Origin of the sequence: Polynucleobacter sp. MG-28-Ekke-A2, assembly GCF_035012985.1 — a bacterium.
Classification (GTDB): Bacteria; Pseudomonadota; Gammaproteobacteria; order Burkholderiales; family Burkholderiaceae; genus Polynucleobacter.
This window is the reverse complement of record NZ_JAYGQU010000004.1, coordinates 25,700-45,271: the sequence shown is the minus strand read 5'-3', so window position 1 is coordinate 45,271 and position 19,572 is coordinate 25,700. Positions and strand designations below refer to the sequence as shown.

Below are 19,572 nucleotides of genomic sequence, written 5' to 3'. Positions count from 1 at the left end.
ACTTATTCCAGACCTTGAGCCCGCAATTCAGCTCGATCATCTGCCCAGCCACGTTTAACCTTCACCCAAGTCTCTAAAAAGACTTTGCCGTCAAAGAGCTTTTCCATATCGATGCGGGCATCAGTTGAAATCTTCTTGAGACGCTCACCCTTTTGACCAATGATCATTGCCTTGTGACTGTCACGATCAACCAAAATAGTTGCCGCAATCCGACGCATCTTGCCATCCATCTTGAACTGGTCTATTACTACCGTGCTGGTGTATGGCAGTTCTTCGCCAGTAAAGCGGAATACTTTTTCACGCAGAATCTCAGCAGCTAAGAAGCGCTCGCTGCGATCGGTAATAGTATCGCCATCATAGACAGCCTCAGCCTCAGGTAGGTAGCCCTCAAGGACATCTAACAATCTTTCAATATCGCCAGGACTCTTGGCGCTCATCGGTACTATCTCAGAAAACTCACACTTCTGGTCTTCATGGCCACCTAGTTCGCACCAAGGGCGAGCCATGTCTTTAATGAAGCTAAGGAGAGCTTGGTCACGCTCTGATGGAGTCTGAAAGCGACTGTTAAACAGATCTAATTTATTCAGAACCAGAACAACCGGTAAGTCATCTGGCAGCAGCTTCAATACCTTCTTATCGTCTTCACCAAAGTATCCAGCCTCAACCACAAAGCACGCTACGTTTACATCTTGCAAAGCTGTAGTGACAGTGCGGTTCAACGCTTTGTTTAAGGTATTCATTAAACGGGTCTGAAAGCCTGGGGTATCGATAAAGATAAACTGCGCTTCTTCGCGATTCTGAATACCCAATATACGGTGACGTGTCGTTTGCGCTTTACGAGAAGTAATGCTGATCTTCTGACCAACCAACGCATTCAGAAGAGTTGATTTACCCATATTAGGACGCCCAACAATGGCGATGGTGCCGCATCTAAACACGATTAGCCCTTCAGCTTAAGATTGAACTGCTCTTCGGTTGCTTCTTTTTTGGCCGCTTTCTTCTTGGCCGACCGAGTTTTCTTGGGTTTGCGAGATTCTTGCGGTAAAGCCTTAAGCATAGCAATCAAAGCTAACTTTGCTGCCGCTTGTTCAGCAGCACGACGCGAAGCACCCTCACCTTTGACCGCCACTTTATGACTAGGGATCAAGCACTCCACCTCAAACTGCTGGTTGTGTGCAGCACCAGTAGTGCCGGTAACGTTATAGGTCGGCAATGGCAATTGATAGCCTTGCAAGCATTCTTGCAATAAAGTTTTGTCATCCTTACCTAAGGTTTTAGGGTCTACGTTTGCCAAGATAATGGAATACAGCTTACGTAAGCTGGCCTTAGCCGCTTCAAAACCACCATCCATAAAGATTGCGCCAGTCACTGCCTCTAAGGTATCAGCAAGAATAGAGGGGCGACGGAAGCCGCCGCTCTTCAACTCACCTTCGCCCAGGCGCAAGTAATCCGACAAGGATAATGTTTGGGCAATTTCATATAAAGCTTGTTGCTTTACTAAGTTTGCACGTACGCGAGAGAGATCGCCCTCATCTAAGTCCGAATAACGCTCATAGAGCATTTCAGCAACGACACAATTCAGAATAGAGTCGCCCAGAAACTCTAAGCGCTCGTTATTTTTCTTGCTATGACTGCGATGAGTCAAGGCTTGATTTAGTAGCTCGGGCTTCTTGAAGGTATAGCCGAGGCGCTCTTGTAGCGGCCCAGTTTCGATAACGGCGCGCGCATTCATGATATTTACTCGAATCCGCCTACACGGCCAAGATTACCCAGGTTCAACCAAACAAAGAAGGCTTTGCCTACGATATTTTTATCAGGTACAAATCCCCAGTAACGTGAGTCTGCGCTGTTGTCACGGTTATCGCCCATGGCGAAGTAATGTCCTGGAGGGACTTTGCAAGTCACACCAGACTGCTGGTACTGGCAGAACTCAGAACCCGGAAAACGCTCGGTTGGAAATACGGTAGCCGGACGATCTGGATCATTGAGGATCTCATGACGATTGCCGCCCAAGTCTACCGGGAAAGTCTCTGTGAAACGTTTGGCATAGCGCATATTCTCGGGATCGAGATACGGCTCGCCACCACTATATTGCAGAGGCTGACCATTAATAGTCAGACGCTTATTTTCATAGGTGATTTCGTCACCTGGCAAGGCCACTATGCGCTTGATGTAATCCACCGATTCATCACGTGGATAGCGAAACACTACAACATCACCGCGCTTGGGTGAGCCCAAGGCAACGACTTTTTGATTGAGCACCGGCAAACGTATTCCATAGGTAAATTTATTGACCAAAATAAAGTCGCCAATTTGTAATGTTGGAATCATTGAGCCAGAAGGAATCTTGAAAGGCTCAGCGATAAAAGAGCGCAATACAAATACCGCACAAATTACTGGGAAGAAACCTGCCGTGTATTCAAGCCACAAAGGCATACGGTCAATACCAGCCAAACGTCTTTGCGGGGCAAAGTGCAATTTGTCAGCAATCCAAGCGATTCCAGAAACAATCACCAGGATAAAAAGGACTAGAGCAAAGTTCATTAATCCTCCACCTGCAGAATAGCCAAGAAAGCTTCTTGTGGAATTTCCACGTTACCGACTTGCTTCATACGTTTCTTACCTTCTTTTTGCTTCTCTAATAACTTACGTTTACGGGAGATGTCACCGCCGTAGCACTTAGCCAATACGTTTTTACGCAACGCCTTGACGTTTTCACGCGCAACAATATTGCTGCCAATTGCCGCCTGAATAGCCACATCGAACATTTGACGAGGAATAATGCCGCGCATCTTAGCGACCACTTCCCGCCCACGGTGCTGACTATTACTGCGGTGAACAATCACAGAGAGGGCGTCAACCCGCTCACCATTAATGAGGATATCGACCTTCACTACATCTGCTGGGCGATATTCTTTGAACTCGTAATCCATCGAGGCATATCCACGTGAGATGGATTTCATTTTGTCAAAGAAGTCCAAAACAATCTCAGCCATTGGTAACTCATAAGTGAGTTTGACCTGACGACCTAGGTAATTCATATCCATCTGAATACCACGCTTACCAACACACAAGGTAATCATCGCTCCTACATACTCTTGCGGCATGTATAAATTAACGGTCACGATAGGCTCAAGAATGGTATTGATCTTGCTGGCCTCAGGCATCTTCGAAGGGTTATCCACCATCATGAGCGTGCCGTCAGATTGCTCTACTTGATACACCACCGTTGGAGCGGTCGTGATGAGATTCATGCCGTACTGACGCTCCAAACGCTCTTGCACAATCTCCATGTGGAGCAAACCTAAGAAGCCGCAGCGGAATCCAAAACCTAAAGCCTGAGATACCTCTGGCTCATACAAGAGTGAGGCGTCATTTAGCTTGAGCTTTTCAAGGGACTCGCGCAACTGATCGTATTCACTCGCTTCTACTGGATATAGGCCAGCAAAAACTTGGGGCTTCACTTCTTTAAAACCAGGAAGTGGCTCGGCCGCAGGAACGCGCCCTTGCTGCCCAGTAGTATGTGTCACGGTGTCGCCAACCTTGGCGGCTTTTAATTCTTTAATGCCAGCAATCACGAAGCCCACTTGACCGGCAGATAACTCTGGACGATCTACTGACTTTGGGCTAAAGACACCTACATGCTCGACTAAATGGCTTGAACCATTGGCCATCAAGGTAATTTTTTCTTTTGGTTTTAAAGTGCCATTCACAACACGCACCAACATGACTACGCCTACGTAGTTGTCAAACCAGGAGTCAATAATCAAGGCTTGCAATGGATCTTCTGCATTACCCTTTGGCGGCGGCACCCTGGCGATCATTTCTTCGATCACGTCCGCAACGCCCAAGCCAGTCTTGGCTGAGCAAGTAACCGCTTCAGAAGCATCAATACCAATGACATCTTCAATTTCTTTTTTAGCGCGCTCAGGATCAGCTTGCGGCAAGTCAATCTTATTCAGTACTGGTACAACCTCAACGCCCAACTCAAGCGCCATGTAACAGTTGGCAACGGTTTGCGCCTCAACACCTTGACTGGCATCTACGACTAACAAAGCACCTTCACAGGCAGACAAAGAGCGACTAACCTCATAAGAGAAGTCAACGTGTCCCGGTGTGTCAATCAGGTTGATGTGGTAAATTTTGCCGTCTTTGGCTTTGTAATTTAAAGCTGCGGTTTGCGCCTTAATGGTGATGCCGCGCTCACGCTCAATATCCATTGAGTCTAGAACTTGGGCTTCCATTTCACGGTCGGAGAGGCCGCCGCAGAGCTGAATAATGCGATCAGCAAGCGTCGATTTGCCGTGATCGATATGGGCGATGATAGAAAAATTGCGGATTAAATCCATAGCGTCTTAATAGGTCATTCAAAAAACGCCTTGTCAGAACGCACCACGATGATGCGCTGCAAAAAGTCGTCTTAAAGTGATTGTAATGGGTGGCGCCTAAAAGGCGCCAAACCCCTTTTTTAGGCCCAAAATGGGGTTATTTAGGCCTTACAGGAACAACTAAAGTGCTATCAGCGCGGCGGATAAAGACCGGTACAGCCTTATTGGCGTCCAAACCCTTAATTAGAGCCTCAAACTGCTTAATGCTCGTAATATCGGCATCTGCCACCCGAATAATGACGTCACCCGGTCGAATCCCCGCCTTTGCTAAAGGGCCGTCCCCTAAACCGGTCACTTCAACCCCACCCTTGATATTCAAATCCTTCTTTTTGTTATCCGATAGCTCACCAACAACAACCCCTAGGGTATTGGCGCCATTGCCATTTGCCGCAGGGGCATCTGCCTTTTTATTGGCTGCCTGAGTAGATTCGGTATCGGTTACGGTAACCGTTAAATCACGGGTTCCCCCTTTACGCCAAACTTGCACTGGCACCGAAGTGCCTGGCTTCGTTTCGCCAACTACTCTGGGTAAGTCGTTTGATTTAGAAATATCGCGCCCGTTGAAACCAAGAATCACATCCCCTGCTTCAATGCCACCAGCTGCTGCTGGTCCACCTGGCTCAACATTGCGTACATATGCTCCGCGAGGCTTACCTAAACCCAGACTCTCAGCAACTTCTTTTGTCATCTCGCCTAAAGCAACGCCAATTCGGCCGCGAGTCATCTTGCCATTAGTACGCAATTGATCTGCCACACGCATTGCCTCATCAATCGGAATTGCAAAAGAGATGCCCATATAGCCACCAGAGCGACTAAATATTTGTGAGTTGATACCAATCACTTGACCAGCAGTATTTAAAAGTGGGCCGCCAGAGTTTCCTGGATTCACGGCTACGTCAGTCTGAATAAAAGGTAAGTAGTCACCCGTATCGCGGCTCTTGGCCGACACAATCCCTGCAGTTACCGTGTTCTCAAGGCCGAACGGGGAGCCGATTGCAAGCACCCATTCACCTACACGCACCCTAGATGAATCACCCAAAGGCAGCTTTGGTAAATCACGCGCTTCAATTTTGACGACTGCAACATCGGTACGCTTATCCATGCCGAGTAACCTTGCTTTGAACTCGCGCTTATCAGTCAGGGTCACATAGATAGTGGTGGCACCTTCAACAACGTGAGCGTTAGTCAAAATCAAACCATTAGATTCGATAATGAAACCGGAGCCTACGCCACGATCTGCTTCTTGCGGCTTGCCTGGATTAGGTTGCGCTGGTTTAGGTCCATTTGGAATTCCCGGAATAGGTACGCCAAAGAAACGGCGGAAGAATTCGGCTTGATCTTCTGGCATTCCCGGAATGCCACCTTGCGCTTGCTGCACTACCACTTTTTCAGTGGTGCGAATATTGACGACCGCAGGACTTGCGCGTTCAACCAAATCCGCAAAGTCAGGAATCGTGACCCGGGGATTTTGCGCAGAAGCAAATGGAATAAAGGCGACTTGTCCTAGACTAAATATAGCCAAGAGTGCAATGAAGTACTTTTTCATGATGCTATAGACCTACTTGGTGAAAACCAACAATGAAGATATTAAGAATATTAGGTCAGTTTGCCAAAAATCAAGGTACCGTTAGTACCCCCAAAGCCAAAATTGTTTTTGACTGCATGGTCAATCCTCACATCCCTAGCGGTATTGGCGCAGTAGTCCAGGTCGCACTCAGGATCTTGATTGAAAATATTGATAGTTGGTGGTGATTTTTGGTTATGAAGAGCCAAAATCGTGAAAACAGACTCCAAGCCACCTGCACCGCCCAAGAGGTGACCAGTCATAGACTTGGTGGAGTTAATTAAAGTCTTCTTAGCGTGGTCGCCAAGAGCAGCCTTAATAGCGCCAGTTTCATTCTTATCACCCAAAGGCGTGGAAGTGCCGTGAGCATTAATATATTGAATCTGATCAGCATTTAGGCCTGCATCGCGCATTGCATTGACCATACAACGACGGGGGCCATCCATATTTGGGGCAGTCATGTGATAAGCGTCACCACTCATGCCGAAGCCCAGTAATTCGCAATAAATTTTTGCGCCACGGGCTTTAGCGTGCTCATACTCTTCAATCACCACTACGCCTGCGCCCTCACCCAGAACAAAACCATCACGGTCTCTATCCCAAGGGCGTGATGCAGTTGCAGGATCATCATTGCGTGTAGAAAGCGCTCTTGCAGAAGCAAAGCCACCAACCCCTAATGCGGAGATAGTGGATTCAGCACCGCCAGCAACCATGACATCAGCATCACCGTACTGAATTAAGCGTGCAGCCAATCCAATGCTGTGTAAACCCGTTGTACAGGCTGTTACTGCAGCCACGTTTGGACCTTTGAGGCCAAACAAAATGCTGAGGTGGCCAGAAATCATGTTGATGATGGAGCCTGGAACAAAGAAAGGCGAGATACGACGAGGGCCACGAGCCAATAGCTCAGCGCCCGTTTCTTCAATCATTGGCAAGCCACCGATACCGGAGCCAACCATGACACCAACTCGCTCGGCATTTTGTTCAGTAATCTCTAAACCGCTGTCGCGAATAGCTTGTGTACCAGCAGCAATGCCGTAATGGATAAAGGTATCCATGTGGCGCGCCTCTTTGGCAGAAACATATTCTTCGACATTGAAATCTTTTACCTCTCCAGCGAAATGAACGCTAAGCGGAGTATGGTCAAACTTAGTGATGGTAGCAATGCCTGATTTGCCCGCAAGCAAATTAGACCAAGCTACATCAACTGAATTACCAACAGGTGAGATAAGACCAAGGCCGGTGACTACTACCCGGCGTCGGCCATTTGATGCTGACACAGTAATACCTAGGCTAGGGAATTAACCCTGAGCTTTTGATGTAGCGAAGTCGATCGCGAGCTGAACTGTGGTGATCTTTTCAGCTTCCTCATCAGGAATTTCGATGCCGAATTCATCTTCCAAAGCCATAACCAGCTCAACAGTGTCAAGAGAGTCAGCGCCCAAGTCGTTCACGAAAGAAGATTCATTCTTGATGTCTCCTTCTGCGACGCCTAATTGCTCAGCGACGATTTTCTTAACGCGTTGTTCGATGTTGTCCATTAATTTCCCCAGGGGTTGTAAAAAACGATGAAAGGATTTTATCAGTTTGGCGGACCGAATTAGCAAATTCGCCTAAAAATGACCAAATCCTGGCTTTGCCGTTAGGCTAAATAGAGTCCGCCATTGACGTGTAGGGTATTACCCGTAATGTAGCCAGCTGCTGGAGAGGCCAAAAAGGCCACCGCTTGGGCGACATCCTCTGGACTACCCAAACGCGCTAAAGGAATGTTCACTTTTAGGGCATTTTGCTGTTCTTCGCTCAAAGCGCGGGTCATATCAGTATCGATAAATCCAGGAGCTACGCAATTCACAGTGATATTGCGGCTACCAATTTCACGGGCTAAGGCACGGGTCATTCCAGAAACACCCGCTTTTGCAGCTGCGTAGTTTGCCTGACCAGGATTACCCATATGGCCAACAATCGAAGTGATATTAATAATGCGGCCACCACGGGCCTTCATCATGGGACGCATCACTGCTTGAGAAAGACGGAAGACTGAACTGAGGTTGGTATCAATCACATCAGTCCACTCATCAGACTTCATGCGCATTGCTAAATTGTCGCGAGTGATGCCAGCGTTATTCACCAAGATATTGATGCCGCCATACTCTTTGACGATCAGATCAATAATTTCTTCACAAGCATTTGGGGTGGTTACATCCAATACCTTGCCAGCACCGCCTGAAGCTTTTAAACGCTCATCAATCGCTTTAGCTCCACTCTCGGATGTAGCAGTTCCAATTACCTTGGCACCACACTTCACCAGCTCATCCACAATTGCCTGACCGATACCGCGTGAGGCGCCAGTTACTAGGGCAATTTGTCCGCTTAAGTCGAGATTCATATTTGTTTTCCGCTCAGTTCTATATTTCTTTAATCTTGTTTTATTTCAAGCTTGCCAGAACTTCATTCAAGCTAGCTTCGTCAAATACTGGCACACCAGTCACTTGATCATTAATGCGCTTGGTAAGGCCTGCTAATACTTTGCCAGGGCCACACTCCACTACCTGAGTAATACCTTGAGAAGCCATAGCCTGAATAGTTTCCTGCCAGCGCACAGGCTTGGCGGCTTGACGCACTAGGGCATCTTTAATTGCAATCGGATCATTCAAAATTTCAACATCAACGTTGTTGATCACAGAAATCGTGGGGGCTTTAAATTCGATATTGGCTAAATAGCCTTTGAGCTTTTCAGAAGCGGGTTGCAATAAAGAAGAGTGAAATGGTGCAGATACTGGCAATGGCAATGCACGTTTAGCACCAGCCACTTTTAATAGCTCACATGCTTTAGTAACAGCATCACTTGCACCAGCAATCACTACTTGACCGGGAGCATTGAAATTCACGGCCTCAACAACTCCGCCAGCAACAGCACTTGCTTCAGCGCAAATCTTAATCACCGCGGCATCATCCAAACCGAGGATCGCAGCCATGCCGCCCGTACCAACCGGCACAGCAGTTTGCATTGCTTCAGCACGAAAGCGCACCAATGGAACAGCATCTTTAAAAGAAATAACGCCAGACGCAACCAAGGCAGAGTACTCACCAAGGCTATGACCTGCCATTACCTTGGGCGCAGATCCACCTGCTGCCAACCAGGCTCGATAAAAGGCAACGCCCGCAGTCAACATCACAGGCTGAGTATTCGTGGTTAATGACAGCGCCTCTGCAGGGCCTTCAGAAATCAGCTTTGCAACGTCTTCACCCAATGCCTCAGAAGCCTCTTGCAATGTTGCGCGTACTTCTGGGCGCTCAGAAATGGAATTGAGCATGCCAACGGATTGGGAACCTTGACCAGGAAATACAAATGCAAATGTCATGTGATTAATTCGCTAAAAAGAAATTAAAGAGATGAATAAAAATAGTGTGCTGCCCTTAGTATTTAATCGCAACCGCACCCCAAGCGAACCCGCCGCCAACACCCTCTAGCAAGAGATGTTGTCCACGCTGAATCTGCCCAGAGCGTACGCCAGCATCCAATGCCAATGGAATGGATGCAGCCGAAGTATTGCCATGCTCATGCACGGTAACGATCACTTTATCCATGGACATACCCATCTTCTTAGCCGTGCCTTCCATGATGCGAATATTGGCTTGATGCGGTACTAGCCAGTCGATTTGCTCAGCCTTGAGGTTCGCTTTTTCGAGTGCCTCGTGAGCTACCTGCTCTAAGACCTTCACAGCAAGCTTAAAGACCGCTGGACCATCCATGGTCATAAATGGGGAACCATGCACTTCGCCATTACCAGCACGCCCAGGAACACACAAAATATCGCGTTGACTGCCGTCAGCATGTAATGCAGTAGAAAGAATACCCGCCTCTTTAGAAGCCTCAAGCACAACAGCTCCAGCACCATCACCAAACAAGACACAAGTGCCACGGTCTTGGAAATTCAGAATACGCGAGAAGGTCTCAGCACCGATCACCAATACTTTTTTGTATGAGCCACAACGAATAAATGCATCTGCAATAGCAAGTGCATAAGTAAAGCCAGCACAGACTGCTTGCACATCAAAGGCCGCACAAGCAGTGTGCGCGCCTAATTTGTCTTGTACTACGCAAGCAGTACTTGGAAAGCCGCCCAAATGATCTGGGGTAGAAGTGGCCAAAATGATGAGGTCCAAATCTTCAGAGGTAATGCCAGCACTAGTTAATGCAGCTTGTGCCGCCTTCACTGCTAGATCACTAGTTAACTCATTTTCAGCGGCAAAGTGACGTGCAGAAATACCGCTACGCGTTTTAATCCACTCATCACTGGTCTCTAAGCCAGTTTTAGCAAGACGCTCCACTAAGTCTTGATTAGTTAAGCGCAACTCAGGAAGATAGCTTCCAGTGCCCGCTACTCTTGCAAAGATACTCATTCTTATGTCTCCACCACAAAGGCTGCAGCAATGCGCTCTACCATGCGGTTCTTAGCTGCCTCATAGGCGCGATCCAAGGCAAAGCCAAATGCAAAGCGATCAGCAGAACCATGACTCTTAATCACACAACCACGTAAACCCAACAATACTGCACCGTTATAACGGCGATGATCAACCCGCTTACGTACTCTTAGTAGTGGCACCATCGCACAGATCGCCATCAACTTAGTAAGCCATGAGCGATTAAATTCCGAGCGAATCAAACCGCTCATCATTTTTGCTAAACCTTCACTGGCTTTAAGAACTACGTTACCAACAAAGCCATCGCAGACCACAATATCAGTTGTGCCCTTAAAAATATCATTGCCCTCTACGTTGCCATAAAAGTTTAAAGAGGTTTTGCGCAGTAACTCGCCGGTTTGCTTAACAACCTCATTGCCTTTAATTACTTCCTCACCAATATTGAGAAGGCCAATTGAAGGATTTTCTTTGCCATCCACCACTTGCACCATCACGTTTGCCATCTGGGCAAACTGCACCAAATGCATTGGCTCGCAGTCAGCATTTGCGCCAAGATCCAGCATAGTTGTACCGCGCCCTAATTCATTAGGGATGGCGGTAGCAATCGCAGGACGATCAACACCATCAAGCGTTTTGAGAATGTAGCGAGAGATCGCCATGAGTGCGCCAGTATTGCCAGAAGAGATCACTGCATCGGCGGCGCCCTCCTTCACTTGCATGATGGCAACGCGCATAGAGGAATCTTTTTTGCGACGCAGAGCAATCTCAATGGGATCATCCATCAAGACAACTTCGCTAGCGGGAATAATTTGAATGCGCTCCATCGGAGCTTTGGGGGATTTACTCAAGGCTTGCTTGATTAAATCGGGATCGCCAACGAGGGCAATCTTCACATCAGCGTGTTTTTCTAAAAAATCGCAGGCAGCCGGAACCGTCACGACGACTCCATGATCTCCGCCCATGGCATCAATAGCAAGAGTAACGCTCATAAGCTCATTGATTGCTGCAAGTGATTTATCCAAGAAAAAAGCGGCTTTTTCTGGAGCCGCTTCTATCTGTTTAGACTAAAAAATTAGTCGTTTTTAGTTTTAACAACTTTACGACCACGATAGTAGCCGTTAGGTGAAATGTGGTGGCGCAAATGAGCCTCACCAGTTGTGGCTTCAACAGCCGTAGCAGGTGCGGTCAAGAAGTCGTGCGCACGGTGCATGCCACGTTTGGAAGGTGATTTTTTGTTTTGTTGAACGGCCATATTGAACTCCTAAGCAAGGCGATATTCTAGCATGGAAATGCGCCTAAATGCTTGATTTATTGACAAAAGATACTTAAAACAACAACTGAAATCAGACCCCTAATTTCAGTTTTTCTTCATATTTTTCAATACGTTAAAGGGATTTTCCCGCTCATTTGATGGCCCCTCATCACCGCCATCCCCAAAGGTAGATGCATGGGGTTCACAAAACCCATCTGGATGCTTTGGAATCAGGGGTAAAGACAATAGAACCTCATCCTCAATGGTTTCTAAGAGGTTGAAATGCTGATTTACGACCAGGGGCTCTTGCTCCTCATCCTCAACAGGGTATTCATCAGCCTCAGAATCCGTCAAAACCAGAATAAATCGGCGTTTTTCATCCAAATCTACCGCGCAATCTTGTAAACAGCGTTGGCATACCAGGTGCAAACGACCCTTTAGACCCAATTCGAGGATTTGATGAGGCTCACTACCTGGGGAATCCTGAAAATGGGTCTTCACCGACCAATTGAAGCCGTCGGCCGGATTGACGGTTGAAGCCTCCTCAGCCACTCTTGGCATATCTGACATGCTTAAAAAACCAGCGCCTGTATAAGATTGGGGGGCACAAAAATCCACCCTCTTTAAAGCACTGGGCTCGGCAGATAACTCGACTTGAGGTAAAACTTGATTACGATTCATGGCATCAGTCTAATTGAAGGCGCCTTAGAAAGCACAGCAAAAATGAGCATCCCCACAAATGCACCTCAAAACCCAAGACTCATCTTGGCATCCACATCAGCATATCGCCGCGAACTTTTAGAGCGCCTACACATCCCTTTTCAAGTCATCTCACCAAAGGTAGATGAAACCCCACTTACTGGCGAGAGTACTCTTGAGTTAGCACTTCGACTTGCTCAAGCGAAAGCAACTGCAGTTGCCAAAGAACATCCTGATGCCTGGGTAATTGGTTCTGATCAGGTTGCCGATCTTTGTGGCGCAGCAATTGGTAAGCCCGGTAATTTTGAAAGAGCTTTAGCGCAACTACAACTCATGCGTGGTCAAGTAGTGACTTTTCAAACGGCATTATGTTTGATGAAGGGCGACACCCAAACTACTTTATGCATTCCTACTGCAGTCACCTTTCGCAAACTTCCAGACAGCACTTTAGAGTCCTACCTACTTGCCGAAGAGCCTTATGACTGCGCTGGCAGCGCTAAGTCTGAAGGCCTTGGCATTAGCCTGTTAGAGTCCATCAAGAGTGATGACCCAACTGCTTTAATTGGCTTGCCGCTGATCGCATTAACCGGCTTACTACGCGATGCTGGCTTTGCAATTCCATCAAAAAAATAAAGCAAAAATTAATAACTAGATTCATCAGAAAAAATAATTCATGAGCAAACTTGGCACCCTGTATTTAGTTCCCAATACCTTGGGTGATGATGGTCGATCTGAGCAATTACCTTGGGTACTTCCATCTGAAACGATTACACAAACAGCCAAGCTAAGGCACTGGATTGTGGAAGATGCCAAGACGGCGCGGGCGTTGTTAAAAGCAATCGATTCTGTCTCTCCGTTGGCATACACTATTCAAGAAATGCAAATGAGTGAATGGCGTGGAGCTGCGCGCAATGCAAAGTATGGTGACGCGGTTAAGCCGGCAGATTTACTAAAACCTTTGCTTGCCGGAAATGATATGGGCTTGATGTCTGAAGCAGGAGTCCCTGGCGTTGCAGACCCTGGTGCAGAGTTAGTGCTAGCGGCACATAAGCTAGGCGCCCAAGTGAAGCCACTTGTTGGACCGAGCTCTATCTTGTTAGGCCTGATGGCAAGCGGACTCAATGGCCAACGCTTTGCGTTTCAAGGGTACTTGCCTCACGACACCCATGAGCGCACTGCCAAACTTAAGCAACTCGAAGCTGAGTCTCGTAAATTACAACAAACTCAAATTTGGATTGAGACACCCTATCGCAATACTGCCATGCTCATGGCTTGTATCCATTCGTTGGCACCGCAAAGCCTGCTATGCCTCGGCGTGGACCTTAGTCTGCCATCAGAAATGATTGCCACCCTTTCAATTGCAGATTGGCGTAAACGCTATCCGAATGAAGCCGCTTGTGCTTCATTGCAAAATAGGCCAGCAGTATTTCTACTGCTGGCCTAAACCTTCAATGCTTTAGCAATGCTTTAGTTTTGCTTTTTTCTTATTTCTATTTAAGGTCAGGTGTCTTTACCAACGCTTTACCAGCAGCAGTTCCAGCTTCAGCACCAAAGCGTTTAGCAACACGCTCAGCGAAATTCTCTTTCATGGTGTAGTCCAGAATATCGGGCGCCTTAAAGATGTCGCGGGCAACGGTATCTACTGTGCCATACCCATCAGCCAAACCAATCTTGACTGCTTGCTCGCCATTCCAAATACGGCCAGAAAATAAATCTGGCACGTCTTTTAAGCGATCGCCACGGCCCTCTTTCACCACTGCAATAAATTGCTGGTGAATCTCATCAATCATGGTCTTGACCATTTCAACTTGCTTTGGATTCTCTTTGCTAAATGGATCCATCATGCCTTTATTAGAGCCTGAGGTAATCATGCGACGAGTAACACCCAACTTATCCATGAGGCCTGTAAAACCAAAGCCTTCCATGATCACCCCAATGGATCCCACCAAGCTGGCTTTATCAACCAAGATTTGATCCGCAGCGACCGCAACGTAGTAACCACCAGATGCACAGATGTCTTCGACAACGACATAAAACGGTTTTTTGGGATAGAGCTTGCGCAAGCGGTGAATCTCATCATTGATCATGCCGGCTTGAACTGGCGAACCTCCAGGGCTATTAATGCGCAACACAACCCCAGCACTGTGTTCATTCTCGAATGCAGATAGTAAGGATGAATTGATATCCATTGCATTAGCCATCGAGCTGGAAGAAATTTCTCCTTCAAGCGTTACCAATGCAGTGTGCTTTTCTACCCCCATGCCCTTGCCTGGAAGGTGAAAGTCAAATATCGAAAGCAATGCGCCAACAATGACTAGCAAGGTAAGTACTCGCAGTACTGCTTTCCAACGACGTGCTTTACGAGTCTCTTTTAAATTCTCCAACAAGAGATGTTCGAGAGCTTGACGTTCCCAATTCGGGTTTGGGTTGTTTTCCATCTTTTTGCGTCCTTAGTGTTGCAGGTTATTTTTAAGCCATTGCGAGAGTTGCGCGACATCATCCACATGCGTTAATGATGGTGAAGCTTTTAAAGTATCGGGCGGGTGAGCGCCATAAGTCACGGCTACCGCATCGACCCCAGCATTCGCTGCCATATCAAGGTCGTGGGTTGTGTCCCCAATCATGAGCATGCGACGAGTCGATACTTGAGTCACATCCGACAGCTCAAGCAACATTCCTGGATGTGGCTTAGAAAAAGATTCGTCAGCCGTACGAGTCTCATGAAAGAGATGGCCGATCTGATGATGCCCAAGCGAGCGATCTAGTCCGACGCGCGACTTTCCAGTGGCAACAGCTAGTAAATACTGTTTAGCATGCAGTTCTTCTAAAAGTTCTCGTATGCCAACAAACAAATCGAGCTCATGATCTTTGGCCAAGTAGTGATAACGAAAACGCTCTGTCAGCTTTGGAAAATGGGCCGGCTCTATCCAAGGAACCGCTCTGCGCAATGAATCCTGAATTCCCAAACCAATGACTGAACTCGCTAATGTGTCGTCAGGCGCTTTAAAACCCAAATCGCGACAGGCTTGCTGAATACAATGCACGATGGTTGGCGTGGAATCCATGATGGTTCCATCCCAATCCCACACAATCAGGTCATAGGGTCGATTCGATTTATTTGCTTGAGACATTCCGATATTTACTGCTCAAAAGTTTTCATCATGGCGGTAAATTCTGCGGGCAATGGCGACTCAATCCGCATCTTTTCGCCAGTACGCGGATGAGTAAAACCAGCCAGATGAGCGTGTAGATATAAGCGTTTGGATTTAACTACTTTATCCAAATCTTCAAAGCCATACTTATCATCACCCAAAATTGCGTGGCCCAATTTTTGCAAGTGCACCCGAATCTGATGAGTACGTCCCGTCTTCAGTTGCGCCTCAGCGAGAGTGATTGACGCACCTTCGCGCTTGAGCGCTTTAGTCACTCTTAAAGAGGTATGGCTTGGTAATCCATCTGGATCAACCCGAACGCGGCGCTCGCCATTAGGCAGAAGATATTTATGCAGCGGATATTTGAGCTGCATGGTTTGAGCGCCTTGGACAATTTCACCATGTGCAAGCAAGTAATAGCGCTTATCCGTTTGACCCTCACGAATTTGACGGTGCAGCTCCACCAAAGCGCTCCGCTTTTTAGCCAAGAGTAAAACGCCTGATGTGTCACGATCCAAGCGATGAACTAATTCCAAAAACTTGAGCTCTGGACGGGTAATGCGCAGGGTCTCAATGACACCAAGTGCGATGCCTGAGCCACCATGCACCGCTAAACCCGTTGGCTTATTGACTATTAAGAGTGCTTCATCCTCAAAAAGAATCGGCATTTTGTCCGAGTAGCCATGCGCCCGAGATTTGGTTTGAGCGCTATTAACCGCAGCCATTTGCGCGGGTTCAGCAATTCGAACTGGGGGGAGGCGGACCACATCACCCTCAATCAGACGGGTGGTTGGTTCAGCCTGCTTTTTATTCACCCGGACCTCGCCAGATCGAATAATTCGGTAAACGTGGCTTTTGGGAACTCCTTTGGCCCAGCGCAATAGATAGTTATCCAGGCGTTGACCGGCCTCTTCGGGACCAATGGTCTGAAGATGCACTGCAGCAGGTGCTGCAGTAGTGGGTGTTTTCGCCTTTAGGGGCTTGGAAATGGGTTCGGATTTCATGATTTATCTCTCTTGTGACCCTACCAGGGGATGACAAGGGACTCAACAATACCCCATTGTCACGCAACTTGTGCCGTATAATCAACGCTCTAGCCAATTTATTGGCCCGAGACCAACCTGAAGTCAGGTTTGAATCGTGGAGCTTGGAGTCGCCCTTTAAAAGACTCCCGGGGTTGCCCCTCCCCCGTTTAATGAGGCGCAGGGTTGGTGTGCCGTATGCCGCGACCCGCGATTAGAAGACAGTTTTTAGGCGCGCGCCTGCATTGATGACCTAAAGGAGGTCTCTGCGGCGATCGTCAGGTGTGGCACCAAATTAACCAACAGTTAAGCTGGTGAACTAGGCAAAAAATGTCTAGATTTGCATGATCCACACTCATAAACCGCCTTGGGCTTAGTCCCAAGTGGTATCTAACTTGTCCCCTAACGCAGCGCGCAACGACGCCCTCCCCCATAGGAGAGTGTTATGAAACGCATGTTGTTTAATGCAACTCAACAAGAAGAGTTGCGAGTTGCCATCGTTGATGGTCAAAAACTCATTGATATCGATATCGAAGCTGCCGGCCGTGAACAACGCAAAGGCAATATTTACAAAGGTGTCATTACCCGTATTGAACCCTCCCTTGAGGCCTGCTTTGTCAATTACGGCGAAGAGCGTCATGGCTTCTTGCCATTTAAGGAAGTAGCTCGCAGTTACTTTAAAGAAGGTATCGACGTCCGTAATGCTTCTATTAAGGATGCTTTACGCGAAGGTCAAGAAATCATTGTTCAAGTAGAAAAAGAAGAGCGCGGCCAAAAAGGCGCAGCCCTCACATCCTTTATCTCCTTGGCAGGTCGTTATTTGGTTCTCATGCCAAATAACCCACGTGGAGGCGGTGTTTCCCGCCGTATTGAAGGTGAAGACCGTCAAGAACTCCGCGAAGCGATGGCTCAATTGGAAGTGGCAGATGGCATGAGCATCATTGCTCGTACCGCAGGAATTGGTCGTGATGCTACTGAATTGCAGTGGGACTTAAGTTACCTTATGCAATTGTGGAAAGCGATTGATGAAGCTGCTAAAGGCAACTCTGCTCCATTGCTGATCTACCTCGAATCAAGCTTAGTAATTCGCGCGATTCGTGATTACTTCCAGCCTGATATTGGTGAGATCCTCATCGATACCGATGACATCTACGAACAAGCTGCAGCATTTATGTCTGTAGTGATGCCCGACAATTTGCCACGAGTAAAGCGCTATCAAGACGATGTGCCTTTGTTCTCTCGTTTCCAAATTGAGCATCAAATTGAAACTGCTTACTCACGCACCGTGCCATTGCCATCTGGCGGCGCAATCGTGATCGACCACACTGAAGCCTTGGTTTCAGTAGACGTTAACTCAGCACGTGCAACCCGTGGCTCTGATATCGAAGAGACTGCTACTCGCACCAACTTAGAAGCCGCTGATGAAATCGCCCGTCAAGCGCGTTTGCGTGACTTGGGTGGCTTGATCGTGATCGACTTCATTGACATGGAATCGAGCAAAGCACAAAAAGATGTTGAGAACCGTTTACGCGATGCTCTGCGTCATGATCGTGCTCGCGTTCAGATGGGCAAAATCTCCAAGTTTGGCTTGATGGAAATGTCTCGTCAGCGCTTGCGTCCTGCACTGTCTGAAGGTAGCCATGTCACCTGCCCACGTTGCAATGGCACTGGCCACATTCGCGATACTGAATCTTCTGCATTGCAAGTTCTGCGAATTATTCAAGAAGAAGCGATGAAGGAAAACACAGCAGCGATTCATACACAGGTACCAGTCGAAGTGGCTGCCTTCCTCCTAAATGAAAAACGTGCTGAAGTCATCAAGATCGAGGCTCGCTTCAAAGTGAACGTCTTGATGGTTCCTAATAAGCATTTAGAAACTCCGCATTACAAACTAGAGCGCTTGCGTCATGACGATCCACGTCTTGACGACCAAAAGGCTAGCTATGTGATGGCGGAAGAAGCTGCTCGCGAACTCGAGACAGACACAACAGTTAGTAAAAAAGATGCGGATGTAAAAGTACGTCCAGAAGCCGCAGTTAAAGGCATTACTCCAACACAACCTGCACCAGTTAGTCAGCCACGTCCTGCACGTACTGAAAAAGTAGTGACAGAAAGTTCTGGCGGTCTCTTTGGATTTATTAAGAAGCTTTTCTCCTCATCCCCAACAGTTGAAGAGAAGCCCGCTCCGAGCAACCCACGTGGCCGCAATCAAGGCCGTAATGGCAACGATCGCAATCGTGGTCGTAACCGTCGTGGCGAGCGTACTGAGCGCCCAGAAGCGGCTGCAGCTGAAGGTACTCCAACAGAAGGTGCTAACAACAATCGCAACCGCAACAACCGTAACGGCAATCGTAACCAGGGCAATCAAAATGGTCCGAAGCCAGAACGTCAAGATGCGAACCGCAATCAAGCTAATCCAGCAGCAGTAACGCCTGCAACTGAAGCCGCTCCTGGTAGCGAAACTACTCCAGGCGCTGAAGGTGAAGAGCGTCGTGGTCGTGGTCGCAACCGTCGTGGTCGTGGTCAACGTGGCGAGCGTACTGAAGGTGGCAATGATGTTGCTAATACACCAGCAACTGCTGTGTCAGCAAGCCCATTTGCAGGCCCTCCAGTAGGTATGGCTGGTGCATCTGCAAGCATGCCTATTCAGAACATTACGAACAGCTTTGGTAACGTAAAACCTGTAGCAGAGAAACAAGAAAGGCAAGAGCGCGCACCACGCGCTCCACGTCAATCAAATCGTCCTGCACAAAACTCTGCTCCTGCGTCTACTCCAGCGCCAGTTGCTGTTGCGGCTGCCAAGCTAGAAGTAATTGCCAAGCCTGCACCAGAGCTTCCTAAGGTTGCCTTCCAGGCGCTTGAAGAAACTCCATTGCACAGCGTTGTGCAATCAGCCGGCATGATTTGGGTTGCTACCGACTCTTCAAAGCATGCTGATGCTCAAAGTCAGATTCAGGCAGAGCCTGTTGCTCATAACTTGGGCAGAGCACCTAAACCGGCTGTTAGTCTTCATGATGGCCCAATGGTTTTAGTAGAAACCGGCGGCCAAGAAAAAACGGTTTAACGCTTA

Annotated in this window: 19 protein-coding genes; 3 read left to right on the top strand and 16 right to left on the bottom strand. The window is 47.9% G+C overall.

Features of this window, described 5'->3' with window-relative positions:
• Nucleotides 1-2: 2 nt before the first annotated feature.
• The 13 genes from era to VC188_RS04055 form a co-directional block, all read right to left on the bottom strand.
• On the bottom strand, nt 3-896 hold the full coding sequence (gene era, locus VC188_RS04115) for a GTPase Era (RefSeq protein ID WP_216863838.1): 894 nt from the start codon (nt 894-896) through the stop codon (nt 3-5).
• A 44-nt stretch (nt 897-940) separates the two neighbouring features.
• Complete coding sequence (gene rnc, locus VC188_RS04110) at nt 941-1,732, bottom strand: ribonuclease III (protein ID WP_215321595.1); 792 nt, start codon at nt 1,730-1,732, stop codon at nt 941-943.
• A gap of 5 nt (nt 1,733-1,737) precedes the next feature.
• Complete coding sequence (gene lepB / locus VC188_RS04105; protein WP_323483130.1) at nt 1,738-2,544, bottom strand: signal peptidase I; 807 nt, start codon at nt 2,542-2,544, stop codon at nt 1,738-1,740.
• Complete coding sequence (lepA, locus tag VC188_RS04100; protein ID WP_215321593.1) at nt 2,544-4,349, bottom strand: translation elongation factor 4; 1,806 nt, start codon at nt 4,347-4,349, stop codon at nt 2,544-2,546. Before lepA ends, lepB begins: the two co-directional genes overlap by 1 nt.
• A 136-nt stretch (nt 4,350-4,485) precedes the next feature.
• A complete protein-coding gene (locus VC188_RS04095; RefSeq protein WP_323483129.1) occupies nt 4,486-5,934 on the bottom strand; it encodes a DegQ family serine endoprotease in 1,449 nt (482 codons plus the stop codon).
• Between the two features lie 50 nt (nt 5,935-5,984).
• On the bottom strand, nt 5,985-7,232 hold the full coding sequence (gene fabF, locus VC188_RS04090) for a beta-ketoacyl-ACP synthase II (RefSeq protein ID WP_323483128.1): 1,248 nt from the start codon (nt 7,230-7,232) through the stop codon (nt 5,985-5,987).
• A 21-nt stretch (nt 7,233-7,253) separates the two neighbouring features.
• Complete coding sequence (gene acpP, locus VC188_RS04085) at nt 7,254-7,493, bottom strand: acyl carrier protein (RefSeq protein WP_011902246.1); 240 nt, start codon at nt 7,491-7,493, stop codon at nt 7,254-7,256.
• Nucleotides 7,494-7,594: 101 nt separating this feature from the next.
• Nucleotides 7,595-8,338 (bottom strand): 3-oxoacyl-ACP reductase FabG, encoded by a 744-nt coding sequence (gene fabG / locus VC188_RS04080; protein ID WP_323483127.1) that lies wholly within the window; start codon nt 8,336-8,338, stop codon nt 7,595-7,597.
• 40 nt (nt 8,339-8,378) lie between these two features.
• On the bottom strand, nt 8,379-9,314 hold the full coding sequence (gene fabD / locus VC188_RS04075; protein ID WP_323483126.1) for an ACP S-malonyltransferase: 936 nt from the start codon (nt 9,312-9,314) through the stop codon (nt 8,379-8,381).
• Nucleotides 9,315-9,369: 55 nt separating this feature from the next.
• Nucleotides 9,370-10,356, bottom strand: coding sequence for a beta-ketoacyl-ACP synthase III (locus tag VC188_RS04070; protein WP_323483125.1), 987 nt, complete (start codon nt 10,354-10,356; stop codon nt 9,370-9,372).
• A gap of 2 nt (nt 10,357-10,358) precedes the next feature.
• On the bottom strand, nt 10,359-11,366 hold the full coding sequence (plsX, locus tag VC188_RS04065; RefSeq protein ID WP_323483124.1) for a phosphate acyltransferase PlsX: 1,008 nt from the start codon (nt 11,364-11,366) through the stop codon (nt 10,359-10,361).
• Between the two features lie 83 nt (nt 11,367-11,449).
• Complete coding sequence (gene rpmF / locus VC188_RS04060) at nt 11,450-11,629, bottom strand: 50S ribosomal protein L32 (protein ID WP_011902241.1); 180 nt, start codon at nt 11,627-11,629, stop codon at nt 11,450-11,452.
• 105 nt (nt 11,630-11,734) lie between these two features.
• Nucleotides 11,735-12,310 carry a DUF177 domain-containing protein gene (locus VC188_RS04055; protein ID WP_323483123.1) on the bottom strand — a complete coding sequence of 192 codons (576 nt, stop codon included), beginning with the start codon at nt 12,308-12,310 and terminating at the stop codon, nt 11,735-11,737.
• Between the two features lie 42 nt (nt 12,311-12,352).
• On the opposite strand from VC188_RS04055, the gene VC188_RS04050 reads away from it, so the two are divergent.
• Entirely contained in the window at nt 12,353-12,961 is a 609-nt protein-coding gene (locus VC188_RS04050) for a Maf family nucleotide pyrophosphatase (RefSeq protein WP_323483122.1), read from the top strand.
• Between the two features lie 40 nt (nt 12,962-13,001).
• Nucleotides 13,002-13,772: an SAM-dependent methyltransferase gene (locus VC188_RS04045; protein WP_323483121.1), complete on the top strand. Its 771-nt coding sequence runs from the start codon at nt 13,002-13,004 to the stop codon at nt 13,770-13,772.
• Nucleotides 13,773-13,818: 46 nt separating this feature from the next.
• On the opposite strand, the gene sppA is transcribed toward VC188_RS04045, so the two are convergent.
• The 3 genes from sppA to VC188_RS04030 are packed head-to-tail and all read right to left on the bottom strand — an operon-like array spanning nt 13,819 to nt 16,484.
• Nucleotides 13,819-14,766: a signal peptide peptidase SppA gene (gene sppA, locus VC188_RS04040; RefSeq protein WP_216242420.1), complete on the bottom strand. Its 948-nt coding sequence runs from the start codon at nt 14,764-14,766 to the stop codon at nt 13,819-13,821.
• Between the two features lie 12 nt (nt 14,767-14,778).
• The gene (locus VC188_RS04035) at nt 14,779-15,459 is read right to left on the bottom strand and encodes an HAD-IA family hydrolase (protein WP_323483120.1); all 681 of its coding nucleotides are present in this window, start codon (nt 15,457-15,459) and stop codon (nt 14,779-14,781) included.
• A gap of 8 nt (nt 15,460-15,467) precedes the next feature.
• Nucleotides 15,468-16,484, bottom strand: coding sequence for an RluA family pseudouridine synthase (locus tag VC188_RS04030; RefSeq protein WP_323483119.1), 1,017 nt, complete (start codon nt 16,482-16,484; stop codon nt 15,468-15,470).
• Nucleotides 16,485-16,947: 463 nt separating this feature from the next.
• Here VC188_RS04030 and VC188_RS04025 point away from each other — a divergent pair, with 463 nt between their 5' ends.
• Nucleotides 16,948-19,566 (top strand): Rne/Rng family ribonuclease, encoded by a 2,619-nt coding sequence (locus VC188_RS04025; RefSeq protein WP_323483118.1) that lies wholly within the window; start codon nt 16,948-16,950, stop codon nt 19,564-19,566.
• Nucleotides 19,567-19,572: the final 6 nt, after the last annotated feature.